At 65.8% G+C, this 17,520-nt stretch carries 14 protein-coding genes; 10 read left to right on the top strand and 4 right to left on the bottom strand.

Features of this window, described 5'->3' with window-relative positions; all coding sequences use genetic code 11:
• Positions 1-3 precede the first annotated feature (3 nt).
• The gene (locus tag IVB29_RS00610) at positions 4-939 is read right to left on the bottom strand and encodes a GntR family transcriptional regulator (RefSeq protein ID WP_247501443.1); all 936 of its coding nucleotides are present in this window, start codon (positions 937-939) and stop codon (positions 4-6) included.
• Between the two features lie 55 nt (positions 940-994).
• Here IVB29_RS00610 and IVB29_RS00605 point away from each other — a divergent pair, with 55 nt between their 5' ends.
• Genes IVB29_RS00605 through IVB29_RS00585 form a run of 5 tightly spaced genes read left to right on the top strand, consistent with a single transcriptional unit; the run spans position 995 to position 7,086 of the window.
• On the top strand, positions 995-2,155 hold the full coding sequence (locus IVB29_RS00605) for a C45 family peptidase (protein ID WP_247501442.1): 1,161 nt from the start codon (positions 995-997) through the stop codon (positions 2,153-2,155).
• 56 nt (positions 2,156-2,211) lie between these two features.
• Positions 2,212-3,714 carry an ABC transporter substrate-binding protein gene (locus IVB29_RS00600; protein WP_247501776.1) on the top strand — a complete coding sequence of 501 codons (1,503 nt, stop codon included), beginning with the start codon at positions 2,212-2,214 and terminating at the stop codon, positions 3,712-3,714.
• Positions 3,715-3,728: 14 nt separating this feature from the next.
• A complete protein-coding gene (locus IVB29_RS00595) occupies positions 3,729-4,673 on the top strand; it encodes an ABC transporter permease (protein WP_247501441.1) in 945 nt (314 codons plus the stop codon).
• A complete protein-coding gene (locus tag IVB29_RS00590; RefSeq protein ID WP_247501440.1) occupies positions 4,670-5,482 on the top strand; it encodes an ABC transporter permease in 813 nt (270 codons plus the stop codon). The genes IVB29_RS00595 and IVB29_RS00590 overlap by 4 nt, the downstream gene beginning before the upstream one ends.
• Positions 5,479-7,086: an ABC transporter ATP-binding protein gene (locus tag IVB29_RS00585; RefSeq protein ID WP_247501439.1), complete on the top strand. Its 1,608-nt coding sequence runs from the start codon at positions 5,479-5,481 to the stop codon at positions 7,084-7,086. The genes IVB29_RS00590 and IVB29_RS00585 overlap by 4 nt, the downstream gene beginning before the upstream one ends.
• A 70-nt stretch (positions 7,087-7,156) precedes the next feature.
• Here IVB29_RS00585 and IVB29_RS00580 read toward each other — a convergent pair whose 3' ends face one another.
• The 3 genes from IVB29_RS00580 to IVB29_RS00570 all read right to left on the bottom strand — a co-directional run bounded on the left by IVB29_RS00580 (position 7,157) and on the right by IVB29_RS00570 (position 10,257).
• Positions 7,157-8,095: an acetamidase/formamidase family protein gene (locus IVB29_RS00580; RefSeq protein WP_247501438.1), complete on the bottom strand. Its 939-nt coding sequence runs from the start codon at positions 8,093-8,095 to the stop codon at positions 7,157-7,159.
• Positions 8,096-8,104: 9 nt separating this feature from the next.
• Positions 8,105-9,523: a cytosine permease gene (locus tag IVB29_RS00575; RefSeq protein WP_247501437.1), complete on the bottom strand. Its 1,419-nt coding sequence runs from the start codon at positions 9,521-9,523 to the stop codon at positions 8,105-8,107.
• A gap of 290 nt (positions 9,524-9,813) precedes the next feature.
• Positions 9,814-10,257: a MarR family transcriptional regulator gene (locus tag IVB29_RS00570; RefSeq protein ID WP_247501775.1), complete on the bottom strand. Its 444-nt coding sequence runs from the start codon at positions 10,255-10,257 to the stop codon at positions 9,814-9,816.
• Positions 10,258-10,494: 237 nt separating this feature from the next.
• Between IVB29_RS00570 and IVB29_RS00565 the strand changes: the two genes are divergently transcribed.
• From IVB29_RS00565 to IVB29_RS00545, 5 genes are all read left to right on the top strand, one after another.
• On the top strand, positions 10,495-11,772 hold the full coding sequence (locus IVB29_RS00565; protein ID WP_247501436.1) for an amidohydrolase/deacetylase family metallohydrolase: 1,278 nt from the start codon (positions 10,495-10,497) through the stop codon (positions 11,770-11,772).
• 9 nt (positions 11,773-11,781) lie between these two features.
• The gene (locus tag IVB29_RS00560; RefSeq protein ID WP_247501435.1) at positions 11,782-14,175 is read left to right on the top strand and encodes a xanthine dehydrogenase family protein molybdopterin-binding subunit; all 2,394 of its coding nucleotides are present in this window, start codon (positions 11,782-11,784) and stop codon (positions 14,173-14,175) included.
• Positions 14,172-15,008 carry an FAD binding domain-containing protein gene (locus IVB29_RS00555; RefSeq protein WP_247501434.1) on the top strand — a complete coding sequence of 279 codons (837 nt, stop codon included), beginning with the start codon at positions 14,172-14,174 and terminating at the stop codon, positions 15,006-15,008. Before IVB29_RS00560 ends, IVB29_RS00555 begins: the two co-directional genes overlap by 4 nt.
• Positions 15,005-16,198: a 2Fe-2S iron-sulfur cluster-binding protein gene (locus IVB29_RS00550; RefSeq protein ID WP_247501433.1), complete on the top strand. Its 1,194-nt coding sequence runs from the start codon at positions 15,005-15,007 to the stop codon at positions 16,196-16,198. The genes IVB29_RS00555 and IVB29_RS00550 overlap by 4 nt, the downstream gene beginning before the upstream one ends.
• A 113-nt stretch (positions 16,199-16,311) precedes the next feature.
• Positions 16,312-17,466: an ABC transporter substrate-binding protein gene (locus IVB29_RS00545; RefSeq protein ID WP_247501432.1), complete on the top strand. Its 1,155-nt coding sequence runs from the start codon at positions 16,312-16,314 to the stop codon at positions 17,464-17,466.
• Positions 17,467-17,520: the final 54 nt, after the last annotated feature.

Below are 17,520 nucleotides of genomic sequence, written 5' to 3'. Positions count from 1 at the left end.
TGGTCAGGTGGCTTTGGATCGAGTGTTTGAACTGGCCGGGCTGCGCTTGAGCCTGGCGGCGCCTTCGAGATGCCGGCGCAGCAGCGCGGCGGCGGCCTCGTTCTGGCCGACTTCGAGCTGGTCGAGGATGGCGAGGTGCTCGCGGCAGTTCACGATCACGCGCTCATGGCCGAAGGTCCAGTCGTAATTGCCGAAGCGCCGCAGCCGGTTCTGCTGCTGAACCGCGACCAGCAGATAGCGGTTGCCTGATGCTGCGGCGAGGCCTTCGTGAAAGGCCGCATTCATCTCATAGAGCGCGATGCTGGCCGTATCGCTCCACGGCATCGCCAGCATCTCCCGATGACGGCGCCGCATCTCCGCGGTCCAGGCCGGATCGAGTTGAAATCCCGGCTCGAGCAGGCCGGCCGGCTCGATCAGCAGGCGGTAGCGATAGCTCTCGTCGCGTGCCTGTGTATCCGCAAGCGTCGGCTGAAAGCGCCAGCCATGTCCCGGCTTGCGCTGGACCGCAGCGACTTCGGCAAGCCTGGCGAGCACGCGCTGCACGATCGGCCGCGTCGCATCGTAGCGCTGCATCAGGTCGCGCTCGGATACCTCGTCTGGGAGCCGGCCGGCGCGGCGATCGCGCGCGATGGCAAGGAACAGCCGATCTGTATCGTCGGGGCTCGGCTTTGGCGGCGTCTTGTGCAGAGCAGGGGCCGTCTCGGCGACGAAATAGCCGCGGCTGGTGCCGGCATGCACGAGCTTGCGCCGCGCCAGCAGTTTCAGTGCGGCGCGCACCGGCGTGCGCGAGACCTGAAGGCGCTCGGCAAGCGCGACTTCGGCAAGCCGCGTGCCCGGCGCGAGCCGCTCGCTCCGGATCAGCTCCATGATCCCGGCGGACAAGTCGCGCTGAAGGCGGCTCGGGGAAGCCTGCTCGCGGGCGGAAGATTTTTGTTTCATGTCATTACAAAATACATTAGGCTTTCCGCGAAAGCAAAAGGAACTTGGCATCCTCATGGTCGAACCCTTCCCCCTGATCGAAATTTCGGGTCCGCCCCGTGAGCGCGGACGTCAGTACGGACAGAGGGCGGCGGGCCGCATCAAGAAGGGGACCACGCATTACTTCGCGCAATTGAAGGAGCTCTCGCTCGATGCGAAGGGCGTGTCCGAGTTGGTGCGGGACTATCTGCCCGTCATCGAGGCCTTCGATCCGAACTATATCGAAGAGATGCGCGGCATTGCCGAAGGCGCCGACGTTCCGTTCGAGGATGTCGTTCTGCTCAACGCCCGCACGGAGATCCTCAAGCTTGCCGATCCGAAGATCCGTGCGCGCCTCAAGGCGCCCGATGAACCCGATGGCTGCACCGGCGTCGTTGTGCTGCCGACGGCGACCGGCAACGGTCGTTTGATCCACGCCCAGAACTGGGACTGGAAGCGCGAATGCGCGGAGACCGCGGTGGTGCTGAAGGTGCGCCGCGATGACGGTCCTGATCTCATGACCTTCACCGAGGCCGGCGCGCTCGGTCGCTGTGGCTTCAATGCGGTTGGCATCGCGATCACTGCGAACTATCTCCAAAGTGACCGTGACTATCGCCAGGTCGGGGTGCCGCTGGCGCTGATCCGTCGCAAGGTGCTGGAGCAGGAGCATGTCGCGCTTGCCATGCGTGCGGTCTATTGCACGAAGAAATCCGCGGCGAACAACATGATCGTCAGCCACCGTGAGGGCGTGGCGATCGATTTCGAATGCGCACCGGATGAGACCTTTCAGGTGCATCCGCAGAACGGCCTGCTCGTGCACGCCAATCACTTCGTGAGCCCGGTTGCGCTTGGCAAGCTCAAGGACGCCGGTATCCAGGATACGCCCGATAGTCTCTACCGCGACATTCGCGTTCGCGATCTGCTCCAGCCGCACATCGGCAGCATCACCTTCGACACCGTCAAGAACGCACTGTTCGACGAGTTCGCCTATCCCTGGTCGGTGTGCCGTCCGCCGCGCCGCAATCTCAGCAACAATCTCAGCGCCACCGTGGCGATGATCCTGATGGAGCCGGCGAGCGGGTTGATGCAGGCGGCGCCGCTGCCGGCGCTCAATCGCGAGTTCACCGAGTACCGGCTCGAGATCGACGAAATCGGGCGGGCCGCGTTCGAGCGGTCGGCTGCGGCGGGGGCGGCGTGATGCGGCGGCCATCGCCGGCATGGGCGGTCAGTCTGGCCGCGTTAGCTCTGCTGGCCATGCTGGGGAAAGCCGGCGCCGAGACATTGTTGCGGACGCGGCTCAACGCCGACATCCGCTCGACCGATCCCGGCACCAATCGCGACGCCAACACGGACGGCGTGATCGCGCATGTGGTGGAGGGGCTGGTCGCCTTCCGTGACGATACCTCGGTCGGTCCGATGCTGGCCGAGAGCTGGGCCGTCTCGAATGAGGGCAAGACCTACACGTTCCGCCTGCGGCAAGGCGTCAAGTTCCACAACGGCGCGACCATGACCGCGGACGATGTGGTCTGGTCGCTGAAGCGCTGGCTCGATCCGGCGACGCAATGGCGCTGTCTGTCCGAATTCGGTGCCACCGGCATCGCGCGGATCGAGAAGGTCGAGGCGCCTGATCCGCAGACCGTGATCATTGCGCTCGATCAGCCGACGGCCTTGTTCCTTTCGACTCTGGCGCGGCCCGATTGCGGCCAGACCGCTGTCATTCACCGTGACTCCGTCGGCGCAGACGGCAAGTGGATTTCTCCTGTTGGCACCGGCCCGTTCAAACTCGCCGAGTGGAAGCGGGGGCAATATGTCGATATCGTCCGCTTCGACGGCTATGTCTCGCGCGGCGAGCCGCGCACCGGTTACACCGGCGCCAAGGACGTCAAAGTCGACCGCGTGCGCTTCAACGTGATCCCGGACAGCTCGGCGGCGAAGGCGGGGCTGCTCAGCGGTTCGCTCGATGTCATCATGAGCCTATCGATTCCCGATCTCGAAGAGCTCAAGTCGCGTCCCGAGGTGCAGCTCAGCATCACGCCAGCGCTCGGCCTCACCGGCATCCTGTTCCAGACCAAAGACCCGCTGCTGAAGGATGTGCGGATCCGCCGCGCCATTGCGCTCTCGATCGACACCGCGCAGATCGTCGAGGCCGTGATGATGGGCACGGCGCGGCCGAACAATTCCGCGCTGCCGCTCGGCAGCCCGTTCTACAGCGAGCCGCAGTCGCACGGCTACGTGCAGAACATCGCCGAGGCCAAGAAGCTGCTGCTGGAGGCCGGTTATCGCGGCCAGCCAATCAAGATGATCACCAACAAGCGCTACAGCTTCGTGTTCGATTCCTCCGTGCTGGTGCAGGCGATGGCGCAGACCGTCGGGATCAATATCGAGCTCGAGGTGCTGGACTGGGCGGCGCAGCTCGACCGCTATAACCGCGGCGACTACCAGTCGATGGCCTTCGTCTATTCGGCGCGGCTCGATCCCTCCTTGAGCTTCGAGATGCTGACTGGGCCGAAAGCGACGCAGCCGCGCAAGATCTGGGACAATCCGGAGGCGCAGGAGATGCTGCGCCAGTCCATGATGATCGACGATACGGCCAAGCGACAGACGCTGTTCGACGAGATGCACAAGCGCTTCATTGCCGACGTGCCGATGATCGTGCTGTTCAACGGTGCCGAGCTGACGGCGTTGCGCAAGGGCATCAAGGGCTATGCCGGCTGGCTCTATCCGCAGCCGCGGTTCTGGGGTGTCACGGTTCAGTAGGCAAGGGGCGCACCATGTTGGGTTACCTCGCACGACGGCTGGCCATGACGATCCCGACGCTGCTGCTGGTCGCGATCGCCGTGTTTGCGCTGGTCCGGCTCATCCCCGGCGATCCCGTGCAGGTGATGCTCGGCGATGCCGCCGATCCCGCGCAAGCGGCGCAGCTCCGCGCCCAGCTAGGCCTCGACCAGCCGATCCCGGTCCAGTTCATCCACTGGATCGCAAAGCTCGCCGCCGGCGATTTCGGGCACTCCATCACCAACAACCTCGCGGTGCTGCCGCTGATCCTCGACCGCTTCCAGGTCAGCGCCGTCATCGTGCTGGTGGCGGTTGGGCTTGCTGCCTGCATCGCGGTTCCGGCGGGCCTCGTCGCAGCGTGGAAGCAGAACAGTCTGGTCGATCTCTCCGTCGTCGGGGGCGCCACGCTGCTGCTATCGATCCCGAGCTTCTGGCTCGGCCTGCTGCTGTTGCTGCTGTTCGGGCTCAAGCTGAAATGGCTGCCGGTGATCGGCTATGTGCCGTTCGCGGAAAACTTCTGGCAGGCGGCAAGTTTCATCGTGCTGCCGATCGCGACGTTGACGATGGTGGAGATCGGCGTACTCACGCGGATGGCACGCGCCGCCTCGATCGAGGTGCTCAGGTTCGAATATGTCACGCATGCGCGCGCCAAGGGCGTGCCGGAATGGCGCGTGCTTGCCCGGCACGTGCTGCCCAATGCATTCGCGCCGACCTGGACGCTAATCGGCCTCGTGCTCGGCCATCTCCTCGGCGGCATCGCGGTGATCGAGACCGTGTTCACACTGCCCGGCCTCGGCCGCCTCCTGGTCGATTCCATCTTCGCGCGCGACTATCCAGTCGTGCAGGGCTGCCTGCTCTTCACGGCCGTGATCTACGTCGTGGTCAATTTGATCGTCGACCTCTGCTATCCGCTGTTCGATCCCAGGGTGACGGTGGCATGAGGATGCGCGCCAACACTGCGATCGGCGGCGCCCTGATGGCGCTCCTGCTCGGCGCGGCCCTCACAGGGGCGTTCTGGACGCCGTTCGATCCGTTGCGCATCAATCTGCGCGCGCGGCTGCAGGCGCCGTCGTCTGTCCACTGGCTCGGCACCGATGAATTCGGCCGGGACGTGCTGAGCCGCATCATGGTCGGTGCAGGCGCCAGCGTGATCATTTCTCTGGTCACGGTGCTGCTGGCGATCGGGGCCGGCATGGTGGTCGGCTGCACGGCCGGTTACATCCGCGGCTGGGCCGACCGCGTCATTATGGCGGTCAACGATGCGCTGCTCGCGTTCCCCGGCATCCTGCTGGCGCTGGCCGTGATGATCGTGGTCGGCGCCAACAAGGTTGGGCTGATCCTGGCGCTCGGCCTTGCCTACATCCCTTCGGTCGTCCGCGTGGTGCGCGGCACCGTGCTGTCGATCCGCGAGAAGGAATATGTCGAGGCCTCGCGTGTGATCGGCAACTCCGAAGTCTATTCGATGATCCGCCACGTGATGCCGAATGCGATGGCGCCGGTCGCGGTGCTCGCGACCAGCATGTTCGGCTGGGTGCTGCTGGCCGAGAGCGCGCTGAGCTTCCTCGGCCTTGGCGTGCCGCCGCCGGCGCCGACCTGGGGCAACATGCTGGCGGCGAGCCGCCCGTTCATGGAGACGGCGGCCTGGCTCTCGATCGCGCCGGGCCTGTGCATCGCGCTCACACTGCTCGGCATTAATCTGCTCGGCGATTCCTTGCGCGATCGCCTCGACCCCAGGATGGCGCACGGATGACGCTGCTGTCGGTCGAGAATCTCCGGATCGAAGTGTCGGCCAGCAAGGCCGTGATTGTGGAGGACGTTTCCTTCGCGGTCGAGCGCGGCGAATTCCTCGCCGTCGTTGGCGAATCCGGCAGCGGCAAGACGGCGGCGGCACGCGCCGTGCTCGGCCTGTTGCCGCCGGGGCTGCGCAAGGCCGGCGGCCGCATTGTGCTGGATGACGTCGATCTCGCGAACGTCTCCGCGCGACAGATGCGGGCGCTGCGCGGGCCGGTTGTCGGCATGGTGTTCCAGGAGCCGATGGTCTCGCTCAATCCGGCCATCAGCGTCGGTGCACAGATGGCGGAAGGGCTCGGCCTGCACGAGCGGCTCGGCAAGCGCGAGATCAGGCGCCGCTGCCTCGACATGCTCGCGCGGGTGCAGATCCGCGATCCCGAGCGGACGTTTGACGCCTATCCGCACGAATTCTCCGGCGGCATGCGCCAGCGCATCATGCTGGCGTCGGTGATGCTGCTGAAGCCGAAACTCCTGATCGCAGACGAGCCGACCACTGCGCTGGACACCCTGACCCAGCGCGAGGTGCTCGACCTTATGGTCGGGCTCGCCCGCGACCACGGCACGTCAGTGCTGCTGATCACCCACAATCTCGGCCTGGTGTCGCGCTATGCGCAGCGCGCGCTGGTGCTGCGCCAGGGCAAGATGGTCGAGACCGGCACGACCCGGCAAATTCTGTTCTCGCCGCAGGACGCCTATACCAAACGGCTGGTCGAGGCCCTGCCGCGCCGCGGCGCCACGACCAAGGTACGACAGGGCGGCGAACCCCTCGTCAGCGTGCGAGGCCTCAAGGTCGGTTTCGCCGGGCGGCAGCGATTGTTCCGCCGCGATACCGGCGTCTCTGCCGTTGGCGGCGTCGATCTCGATATCGCTGCCGGAGAGACAGTCGCCGTGGTTGGCGGTAGCGGCTCCGGCAAGACCACGCTCGGCCGCGCCATGCTGCGGCTGATCCCGACATCGGGCGGCGAGATCAGATTCCGGGGCAGGGACGTAACAACGGCCTTCGATCGCGACTTCCGTCTCGCCTCGCAACTCGTCTTCCAGGATCCCTATTCCTCGCTCGACCCGCGCATGCGCGTCGGCGACATCGTGGCCGAGCCGTTGCGGCACGTGCCGCAATTGACGACAGTCGAGCGTGACAGGCGGTTGGAGGCGATGCTGGACGAGGTCGGGCTTGCCGGTCTCGGCAAGCGCTGGCCGCACGAATTGTCCGGCGGTCAGCGCCAGCGGATCGCGCTCGCGCGTGCCATCGTGCGCCAGCCCGCCTTCGTCGTCGCCGACGAGCCGGTTTCTGCGCTCGACATGACCATCCAGGCGCAGGTGCTGAAACTGTTCGAGCGGCTCCAGGTACAATACGGCTTTGCCTGCCTGTTCATCAGCCACGACCTTGCCGCCGTCGAGCAGGTCGCCGACCGCGTCGTGGTGATGCAGGGCGGCAAGATCGTCGAGCAGGGCTTGCGTGACGACATATTCGATCATCCCCAGCATGACTACACCAAGGCGCTGCTCGCGGCCGCGCCTGTGCTGGACTTCACCGGTGCGGCGGCGGAGCCTGCCTCGGGCTGAACGGGATTTGCCGGGAAACAGCGCCAACGAGGTCGTCGGGCGATTGGGCTCCTGAGCCCGCCGGCAGCCGTCACGGCATGCGGGATTTCGACAGCACGCAGTGAATGCCCTTGTTGCCGTCGACCAGCTGCGTGACCCTGAGGTCGGCGGCGACCGAGCAGAGCGTATAGGCATCCTGCGCGCTGAGGCCGCTTTTCTCGCGGATCAGCGCGATCATGTCGCGCAGTGCGGCCTTGGCCGCGTCGTCGAGATCCTCGTCGAAGCCCATGGTGATCCAGTTCGACGCCGTCTCCGCGCGCGGCGAGGTGAGGCGGAGATCGCGGCGGACGTGGAATTCGAAGGTGCCGGTGAGCGCGGCCTCGATCGCCGTCAGGCAGACTTCGCCATCGCCCTGGAGCGCGTGGCCGTCGCCGGCCGAGAACAGCGCGCCCGGCACGAACACCGGAAAATACAGCGTGCTGCCGGCACCGAGCTCCTTGTTGTCCATATTGCCGCCGAACGCGCGCGGCTCCTTCGAGGACAGCCGGCCCCATGACGGCGGCGGCGCGACGCCGAAATTGCCGAAGAAGGGCGCAAGCGGCAGCTCCTGTCCCCACGGGAGTTTTGCGACGTTGCGCGCGCGGTCCAGGGGAATGTGGATGCGGCGGAACTCGGGAAAATCCTCCGGCAAGGTGCCGAGGGTCGGGACCTGGATATTCCAGCCCCAGTTGCAGCGCAGCTTGATATCGAGGACGCGCACTTCGAGGACGTCACCAGGCTCCGCGCCCTCGATGTAGACAGGCCCGGTGAGGAGATGCGGCCCCGGACCGCGAAAGGTGCTTGCCAGCACCTCCGCATGTCCGGGAACGATGTCATAGCCCAGCGACGGATCGGGCAGATCGTCCGGCTCGCCCGACAGCGTCTCGATCGTCACGCGGTCTCCGGATGCGATCCGGAGCACCGGTTTCGATCGTCCATCCCAGAGGCCCCATTGGACATTTCCGGGCGTGGATTGCAGAACGAAGTCCATGATGCGTCGTTACCTGCCTGCGCTGCTCGCAACGACCGGGGAGGGCGAGGTCGCGAACTTGCCGAGCCCGAGATAGACGAGGCCCGCCACTCCGATCCCGAACAGCCAGCTCAGATCGGCGCCGCCGAGCAGGTTGGTCGAGATCGGCCCTTGCAGCGCGCCGACCAGACCGTCTTCCACCAGCCATCCCGCGACGAGGCCGGCAAAGAACGCGATCATGCCGGCCCAGTTGATGTCGCCATAGGCGCTGGTCTCCGGCGAGCGATAGAGCTCGGCGACCTCGATCTTGCCCTTCCGCTTGATGAAGAAGTCGGCCAGCACGACGCCGGCCCACGGGCTCATCCACAGCAACAGGCTGATCATCCAATTGTCGAACGCTTTCGCGAATGACGGCGCGAAGATGAAGTACAGCGTGACCAGATAGCCGGCGAGGCCGACGATGACGGTGAGCCAGAAGCGCGAGAGTTTTAGCCCCGCGCTCAGCGCCGCCAGCGTCGCCGAATAGACGTTGAGGATGTTGGTGGCGATCGGGCCGTGCAGCACCATCAGGAGCACGAGGATGCTGACGGGACCGCCGAACACCGCGCTGACCATTTTTGCGGGATCTGTGTCCAGCGTCGTCGAGGCGATGGTCGCACCGAGAATGCCGAGCCAGACCGTCGGCACGAACATGCCGACATAGCTGTACCAGAACACGGATTTCGACGACACGCTGCGCGGCACGAAGCGCGAATAGTCGGAGGCCCAGGTCACCCAGGAAATACCCCAGCCGATGCCGATCGCGGTCGTCAGCAAGGTCAGCATCGCCAGATGCGCGCCCGGCGGCAGCGACGTCGTCAGGCTCCAGTTGACGACGCCGGGGCGCGTCCAGGCCAGCACGCTCATCAGCGCCATGACGGCGATGGTCGGCGGCACCGTGTATTTTTCGAAGGTGCGGATCGCGTAGAAGCCGTAGATGCCGATCATGACCTGCACCACCATCACCAGCGTGATGACGACGATCTCGATCAGCCAGGTATCGGGAACACCGAACTGGCCGAGGATGCCCATCGAGACCTTGACCGGGAAGTAGGTGTTGACGCCGATCCAGCCCAGCGTCATCACGAACATCAGGATGCTGGGCAGGTAGGCGCCGCGGACGCCGAAGGCGGAGCGGCTCAAGACCATCTGGTTGACGCCGGTCTTGTGTCCCATCACCGTGAAGGTGGCGAAGATCGCGCAGCCCACGATGTTGCCGAGCACGATCACCGCGATCGTCTCCATCAGGCCGAGCTTGAGAATAATACCGAGCGCGCCGAGCGCCCAGTTCACCGGTGCGATGTTGGCGCCGGCCCAGATCCACATCTGCTGCGGCCCGGTCGAGTCCCGGTCCGCATCGGGAATTGGCTCGATGCTGTGAATATCAGCGCGAAGTTCGGAATCCGTCATGACATCCCCCAAATACGAAGCACGCTTCGCATCATCGCAGCATAAATCGTGCCATCGGTTGCGGACCGGCCGGAGCGGGGCGTGCACGGACGCCGGATGCAGCATGCCTCGCGCCGGATTGCACCTGAAATTTCAAGCGCGCTTCGACGTCGCGCGCCGGCTCGCCGCTGCATGTTTGAGGCAGCGCTGTTCTGCTCGGGCCAGCTGGCAAGAAGCGGAGGACGTTGCACGGCCGGGCAGTGGTACGATGATAAATTGAGCAGCCCAACTCAAAACTGCAGCAGGTGCGTCTAATCGAATAGGGCAGCGGAGCTGTCGCGACTGGGGTTGCCGGCCACGATGCGCTGCATCATCTCGATGAAGAGCACCTGTTCCTTTTCGCTGAGATCGCCGAGCGTCGCGCGATGCGCCCGCCGTGCCGCGCCCTCGATCTTGACCAGCAGCGCGGCACCGGCCGGCGTCAGACGGCACAAACGCGCGCGGCGATCGTCCTTGTTGACGGCGCGTTCGACCAGGTTTCGTGCGGCGAGCCGCTTCAATGCACCGGTCGTCGTGGTCCGGTCGAGGGCGATATCGGCCGCCAAACTGGTCTGATCGGCGGTTTCGCGCACCGCCAGCGCCGAGAGCAGGCTGTATTGCAGCGGCGTGACCTCGAACGCGCCGCAGGCGTCCTGAAACAGCGCGACGTGAATCTGGTGCAGCCGCCGGATCAAATAGCCGGGACGTTGCGACAATGGCCAGGGCCGGTGCTTGACCCCGCCGCGACGCTTCTGTGCTTGCCGCAATGCACGCTCTCCCAACCCAAAACCCTGCCGCGCTTAGCTCGATTCGAGAGCGCCCGCCACCGCTTGATCATGGCATGATGCTTGCTTTTGTCAAAATACGAAGCATACTTCGTATATCGAAATGCGAAGCATGCTTCGTATTCCCGGGGCGCGAAGCAATCGCCCGTGTGAGGAGAGGAGACCGTCATGTCCGTCACAGCCAGCTTCGACCTTCTGTTGCGCGGCGGTCGCGTGATCTGCCCGGCCTCGGGGGTGGACGGCATCAGGGACGTCGCCATTCGCGGCGGCAAGATCGCGGCGGTCGCGCCTGATATTCTGCCGACCAGTGCGAAGGAGGTCGTCGATGTTGGCGGCAAGCTGGTGCTGCCCGGGCTGATCGACACCCACGCGCATGTCTATCAATATGTCTCGGGACGCTTCGGCATGAACGCCGATATGGTCGGCGTGCAATCGGGTGTGACCACGGTGATCGACCAGGGCGGTCCGTCCTGCATGACGCTGCCCGGCTTTCGTCATTTCATCGCCGAGCCGTCCCGCACGCGCGTCTATGCTTTCCTGTCGGCCTATCTCGTCGGCGGGCTTGAAGGGCATTTCTATCCGCAGCTCTATAGCCCCGATGGCGTCGACATCGACGCGACCGTGAAGTCGGCAACCGCCAATCTCGACATCGTGCGCGGCATCAAGGCCCATGCCGAGATCGGCGGCTTCGCGCGCTGGGGCATTCGCGTCATCGAGATGGCGGCGGAGATTGGCAAGCGCGCCGATCTTCCGGTCTATGTGCATTTCGGCCAGCTCTGGGGCCTGCCCGAGAGCGGTGCCAATGGCGAGGATGCCGACACCATCCTCACGCGCGTGATCCCGCTGTTGCGCGAAGGCGATGTTCTCGCCCATCCGTTCACGCGACATCCCGGCGGCTTCGTCAACCGCGAGGGCGAGGTGCATCCGGTGATCCAGGCCGCGCTCGACCGAGGCCTCAAGGTCGATGTCGGTCACGGCAGCCACTTCTCCTATCGGTTGGCGAAGAAAGCGATCGCCGCCGGCATCGTTCCGGCCACGCTCGGCGCCGACATTCACGGCTACAACACCCATGTGCCCGCACCGGCGGGAACACCGGACCAGCACGAGGACGAGGAGAACCATCCGTTCGCAGGCCAGGCCAAGTTCAGTCTTGTGCAGGCGATGAGCTCGATGATGGCGCTTGGTCTGTCGCTGGAGCAGGTGGTGCCGATGGTCACCTCCAACGCTGCAAAAATGCTCGGCCGCAGCGAGGAGATCGGCGCGCTCAAGGTCGGCATGGAAGCCGACGTCTCCGTGCTCTCCGAGAAGAACGGCCGCTTCGTCCTCAAGGACAACGAGAAGAACGAGGTGATCGCCGAGCGTCTGCTGCAGCCGGCGTTCTGCCTGCGCGCCGGCACCCGCTTCGACGCGGTCGCGCCGATCCTGCCGCAAGCCGTCGCGGCGTAAGGCCGGGCGGTGAAGGAGGGCGCGGATTTGCGCAACGAGCGAGAGTTTCCTTCAGGCAGCTCCGGGCAGGGCGTAGGCGCACGGCTGCCGCGGAAGGAAGACGACCGCCTGATGCGCGGCCGCGGCCAGTACGTCGCCGACATCAGGCTCGCCGGCCTGCACGATGTCGCCTTCGTGCGCAGCCCGCTGGCGCATGCGCGGATTCGCGGCATCCACGTGCCCGAACACCATCGCGGCAGCGTGTTCACGGCAGCAGACCTCGTCGGCATCAAGCCGATCCGTGCGGTCTCGGGACTTCCGGGTTTCAAGATTTCCGAGCAGCCGGTGCTCGCCACCGGCAAGGTCCGCCAGGTTGGCGAGCTCGTCGCGATGTGCCTCGCGCCGACGCGCGCCGAGGCCGAGGACATCGCGGCCTCCGTGACGCTCGATCTGGAGGAGCTGCCTGCGATCACCGACATGCTGAAGGCGCGTGAGCCCGGCTCGGCGCTGGTGCACGAGCATTGGGGCGACAACGTTTTCCTGGAGACCAATTACGAGGTCGATATTTCCGCAGCATTCGACGCGCCGATCAAGGTGACGCGCGAGATCTCGACCGCGCGGCAATGCATGTCGCCGCTGGAGGGGCGCGGCGTGGTCGCGACGTTCGACCGGCGGCTCGACCAGCTGACGCTGCATTCGGCGGCGCAGATGCCGCACATCACGCGCAGCGGCCTTGCCGAATGCCTTGATATGGAGGAGGGCCGGATCCGCGTCATCTCGCCCGATGTCGGCGGCGGCTTCGGCCACAAGGGGATTTTGCTGCCTGAAGAGGTCTGCCTGTCCTGGCTGACCATGCAGCGCGGCCATCCCGTGCGCTGGATCGAGGATCGCCGCGAGCATCTCGTCGCCAGCTCCAATTGCCGCGAGCATCATTACAAGATCACGCTCTATGCCGACCGAGACGGCACGTTGCGCGGCATCGATTGCGAGGCGACGGTGGATTCCGGCGCCTACTCGTCCTATCCGTTCTCCGCCTGTCTCGAAGCCGCGCAAGTCGCGAGCATTTTGCCCGGCCCCTACAAGATGCCGGCCTATCGCTGCCGCACCTTCTCGGTCGCCACCAACAAATGCCCGATCCTGCCCTATCGCGGCGTGGCGCGCACCGGCGTGTGCTTCGCGCTGGAATTGATGCTCGATCTCGTCGCGGCCGAAGCCGGCCTTGAGCCCGGTGAAGTCAGGTTGCGCAATCTGGTGCTGCCGGAGCAGATGCCGTTCGACAACATCACCAGGAAGCATTTTGACAGCGGCGATTATCCGGAAGCGATGCGCCGCGCGCTGGCCGCGATCGACATCGATTCCATTCGCGTCAGGCAACGCGAGGGCGAGGCCGACGGCCGCCGCATCGGCGTCGGAATCTCGATCTATTGCGAGCAGGCCGCGCACGGCACCTCGGTTTATGCCGGTTGGGGCATTCCGATGGTGCCGGGTCACGAGCAGGCATCCGCACGGCTGACGCCGGATGGCGGTCTCGAATTGCGCGTCGGCGTGCATTCGCACGGGCAGGGCCTGGAGACCACGCTCGCCCAGGTCGCGCACGAGATGCTCGGCATCGACGTCGCAAAAATCCGTATCATCCTCGGCGACACCGCGATGACGCCCTATTCGACCGGCACCTGGGGCTCGCGCTCGATGGTGATGGCGGGCGGTGCGGTGGCGACTGCCTGCCGCGAGCTCGGCGAACGCGCCAGACGTATCGGCGCAAAACTGTTGCAGCACGATCCGGCCGCGGTGGTGTTGCAGAATGGCGAGGTGCGCGGCGTCAACGGCAGCGTCAGCCTGAAGGCGATCGCCCACACCTGGTATCGCCGCCCGCAGGACCTGCCGGCCGACGTCGATCCCGGCGGGCTGGAAGTGACGCAGGGCTACAAGCCCGTGCGCGACAGCGGCACCTTCAGCTACGCCGCGCATGCGGCGCTCGTCGCGGTCGATCCTGATCTCGGCGAGGTGGAAATTCTTGACTATGTGATCGTCGAGGACGGCGGCGTGCTGGTCAATCCGCTCGTCGTCGACGGCCAGATCTATGGCGGTCTCGCGCAAGGCATCGGCACCGCGCTCTACGAGGAAATGCCGTTCGATGCCTCCGGTCAGCCGCTGGCGACGACGCTCGCCGATTATCTGCTGCCGGGCCCGACAGAGGTGCCGGCCGCGCGCCTCGATCACATGGAGACGCCGTCGCCCTATACGCAGTTCGGCGTGAAGGGCATCGGCGAGGGCGGGGCAATTGCGCCGCCGGCCGCGATCGCCAACGCAGTCAACGACGCGCTGCGTCCGCTCGGTGTCGAAATGATGCAGTCGCCGATCACGCCGCATCGTGTAGTCGCAGCCGTGCTGGCTGCACGCGCCGCCGAAAGGAGCGCGGCATGAAGCCGGCGCCCTTCAGCTACGAGCGCCCGCGCGATCTCGATGCGGCCCTGTCGATGCTGGCCGCAAGCACCGGCTCTGCAAAGATCATCGCGGGCGGCCAGTCGCTCGGTCCGATGCTCAATCTGCGGCTGGTGCAGCCGGAGCTGATCGTCGACATCTCCGGCCTGGCCGAGCTCAAGCGTGCCGAGGTCTCCGGTGGCGAACTCGTGCTCGGGGCCCTGGTCACGCATGCCGACATCGAGGACGGACGCACGGCCGACGTGACGCGCGGCGCCATGCGCGCCGTCGCGGCCAACATCGCCTATCGCGCTGTGCGCAATCGGGGCACCATCGGCGGATCGCTCAGCCACGCCGACCCCGCCGCGGACTGGGTTTCGGCGCTCGCCGCTTTGGGCGCGCGGGTCACGCTGCGCAGCCTCACGGGTGCGCGCACCATGGCGATCCAGGCCTTCGTCGTCGGCGCGCTTGAATCGGCGCTGCGTGCCGGCGAGATCGTCGAAGCCGTTCATGTGCCGACACGAACGGTTTCGTCCCATTGGGGCTATGCCAAGAGCTGCCGCAAGACCGGCGAGTTCGCCCATGCCATCGGCGCGGTGCTGGTCGATCCGGCTGCCGCTTCGGCGCGCGTCGTGATCGGCGCAATCGACACGACGCCGATCGTCGTGACCGATGCCGCCGAGCTGTTCGGCGGGCGTATTGCGGCCGACTACAAGCAGCGTTTCGACGTCAGCGTCGCCGATGCGCTTCTGACCAAGGCCGGCATCGACGATGCCGCGCAGCGCCATATCCATGTCAGCGTGCTCAAGCGCGCCGTCCTGGAGGCGGCGGCATGACCATGATCGCGCTTCACGTCAATCGCCGCGCGGTCGAGCTGTCGGCCGAGCCGCGCACCAGCCTGGCCGATTTCGTGCGCGAGAGGCTCGATTTGACCGGCACGCACCTTGGCTGCGAGCACGGCGTCTGCGGCGCCTGCACCGTGCTGCTCGACGGCGTGCCGGCGCGCTCCTGCATCACCTATGCGGTGGCTTGCGAGGGCGCCGATGTCACCACGATCGAAGGCCTCGACGCGGACGAGGTCACCACCGAGCTGCGCGCGGCCTTCACGCGGGAACACGCCCTTCAATGCGGCTATTGCACGCCCGGCATGCTGGTCTCGGCGCGCGACCTGGTGCTGCGTCTGCCCGACGCCGACGAGCGGCGCATTCGTGTCGGCCTCAGCGGCAATCTCTGTCGCTGCACCGGATATGTCGGGATCGTGCGGGCCGTGCAGTCCGTCATCGAGGCCCGGCGCGCACGCAACATCGCGCCGCAGGCCGATGGTGGCCGCACCCATCTCGGCCCCGCCGGATCGGGGCGAGCCACCTCCAGCCGAGAAGAACTGCAACGTGCGCGGCAGGCGTTGGCACCGGCATCGGAGAGTGCCACGCCGGGTCGAATCCCGGACTTCACTCCGGCAACTGTGCTCGACCAGCGCTTCACGCTGCCGCACCCGCCGGCAAAAGTGTTCGCGATGTTCGACGATATCGCGGCCATCGCCGCCTGCCTTCCCGGCGTATCGCTGACGGCACCGCCGAGGCCCGAGCGCGTCGAAGGCTCGATCCGCGTCAGGCTCGGGCCGATCGCGGCGGCCTTCGAGGGCGCCGCGCGCATCGAACGCGATCCCGCAACGCTCGCCGGCCGCATTGTCGGGATCGGCACCGACCAGCGCAGCCATTCGGCGACGCAAGGTGAAATCCGCTATCGCCTCGTTCCGCTCGAAGGCGGCGCTGCGACCGCCGTCGAACTGTCGATCGGCTACACGCTCACGGGAATGCTGGCGCAATTCGGCCGGCCCGGCCTGGTGCGCGATCTCGCCAGACGCCTGATTGCGGAGTTCGCGGGAAATCTCGATCGCCACATGTCGGGCGCACCATCGAGGTCGGCGGCCGAGCTCAGCTTCTGGTCGATCGCATCGGACGTTTTGCGCGCCCGGCTTGCGCGCATGTTTGGCCGCGTCTTCACCGGAAAAGGTAGCGCGGAATGACCGGCGCGGTTCGCGCCGAGTGGCGAGGCCTGAACTGCAAGATCTGGACTGCAAGACCTGACTGCAAGACCTGGACTGCAAGACATCAACAGCGTGGGATTTGGAGAGACAACATGACACGAGCACTCGGATTGGTTGGGACAATCGCGCTGGCCACGGCCTTGTTCGGCGGCACGGCAGGGGCGCAGACCATCAAGATCGGCGTCAATGAGCCGCTCACCGGCGCCTTCGCCGCATCAGGTACCTACGTCGTCAACGGTGCCAAGATCGCCGCCGACGAAATCAACGCCAAGGGTGGCGTTCTCGGCAAGAAGATCGAGCTGGTCATCGAGGACAACAAGAGCAACCCGACGGAAGCCGCCGCCGTCGCCGAAAAGCTCATCACCAGCGACAAGGTGCCGGTGCTGATGGGCGCCTGGGGCTCGAGCCTGACGCTCGCGGTGATGCCGAAGCTGATGGAATACGAGACGCCGATGGTGGTGGAGACGTCGTCCTCCGGCAAGATCACGACGACCGGCAATCCCTTCATCTTCCGCATCTCGCCGCCCTCGGCGATCGAGGCCGCCGCGTTCAAGGGCATCGTCGACAAGCTCGCGCTGAAGAAGGTCGACTTCCTCGTCATCAACAACGACTGGGGCCGCGGCACCGCCGAGGATTTCAGCAAGATGATGAAGGACAAGGGCATCACCATCGGCCTGGTCGAGACCATGGATCAGGGCGCGCAGGACATGAGTGCCCAGCTCTCCAAGATCAAGAGCTCGGATTCCGAGACTGTCATCGTCACCACCGCGGTGGATCAGCTCACGCTGATCTTCAAGCAGGCGGCAGCACTCGGCTTGAAGAAGCGCATCATCACCACCGGCGGCTCGCAGAACCCGGACCAGATCATCGCCCAGGCGGGAGCAGCCGCCAACGGCACCATGCATCTGACCACCTTCCTGCCCTGGTTCCCGGACAAGACGCCGAACCCGGAGGCGACCAACTACTTCATCACGGAATGGAAGAAGCGCGGCTTCGAGTTCGCCGGCTGCACCGAGAGTTTCCGCGGCTATGACGGCATCCGCACCGCGGCAGCCGCGATCGAGAAGGCCGGCAAGGCCGAGCCTGCCGCGATCAAGGCGGCGCTCTGGGACATCAACGTCAAGGGGCTGAACGGGGACATCGTGTTCCGCAAGTCCGGCCCCGAGGGCAAGGAGAGCGGCCAGAGCCAGCCGAACGTCTATCTCATCGAAATCAACGACGGCAAGGTCGAGATGAAGACGCTCTGACGTCCGGTCAAGGGCGAGGGCGGCATACCGCCGCTCTCGCCAGATTGTGGATTA

This window comes from Bradyrhizobium sp. 1, from assembly GCF_023073315.1.
In the GTDB taxonomy this organism is placed as follows: domain Bacteria; phylum Pseudomonadota; class Alphaproteobacteria; order Rhizobiales; family Xanthobacteraceae; genus Bradyrhizobium.
Note: the sequence above shows the minus strand (reverse complement) of the source record. Positions and strands in the feature narration are given on the sequence as shown.

Excerpts from the sequence above, each read along its gene's own strand:
- IVB29_RS00610 (WP_247501443.1), bottom strand. The coding sequence starts at position 939 with ATGAAACAAAAATCTTCCGCCCGCGAGCAGGCTTCCCCGAGCCGCCTT.
- IVB29_RS00605 (WP_247501442.1), top strand. The coding sequence starts at position 995 with ATGGTCGAACCCTTCCCCCTGATCGAAATTTCGGGTCCGCCCCGTGAG.
- IVB29_RS00600 (WP_247501776.1), top strand. The coding sequence starts at position 2,212 with ATGCTGGGGAAAGCCGGCGCCGAGACATTGTTGCGGACGCGGCTCAAC.
- IVB29_RS00595 (WP_247501441.1), top strand. The coding sequence starts at position 3,729 with ATGTTGGGTTACCTCGCACGACGGCTGGCCATGACGATCCCGACGCTG.
- IVB29_RS00590 (WP_247501440.1), top strand. The coding sequence starts at position 4,670 with ATGAGGATGCGCGCCAACACTGCGATCGGCGGCGCCCTGATGGCGCTC.
- IVB29_RS00585 (WP_247501439.1), top strand. The coding sequence starts at position 5,479 with ATGACGCTGCTGTCGGTCGAGAATCTCCGGATCGAAGTGTCGGCCAGC.
- IVB29_RS00580 (WP_247501438.1), bottom strand. The coding sequence starts at position 8,095 with ATGGACTTCGTTCTGCAATCCACGCCCGGAAATGTCCAATGGGGCCTC.
- IVB29_RS00575 (WP_247501437.1), bottom strand. The coding sequence starts at position 9,523 with ATGACGGATTCCGAACTTCGCGCTGATATTCACAGCATCGAGCCAATT.
- IVB29_RS00565 (WP_247501436.1), top strand. The coding sequence starts at position 10,495 with ATGTCCGTCACAGCCAGCTTCGACCTTCTGTTGCGCGGCGGTCGCGTG.
- IVB29_RS00555 (WP_247501434.1), top strand. The coding sequence starts at position 14,172 with ATGAAGCCGGCGCCCTTCAGCTACGAGCGCCCGCGCGATCTCGATGCG.
- IVB29_RS00550 (WP_247501433.1), top strand. The coding sequence starts at position 15,005 with ATGACCATGATCGCGCTTCACGTCAATCGCCGCGCGGTCGAGCTGTCG.
- IVB29_RS00545 (WP_247501432.1), top strand. The coding sequence starts at position 16,312 with ATGACACGAGCACTCGGATTGGTTGGGACAATCGCGCTGGCCACGGCC.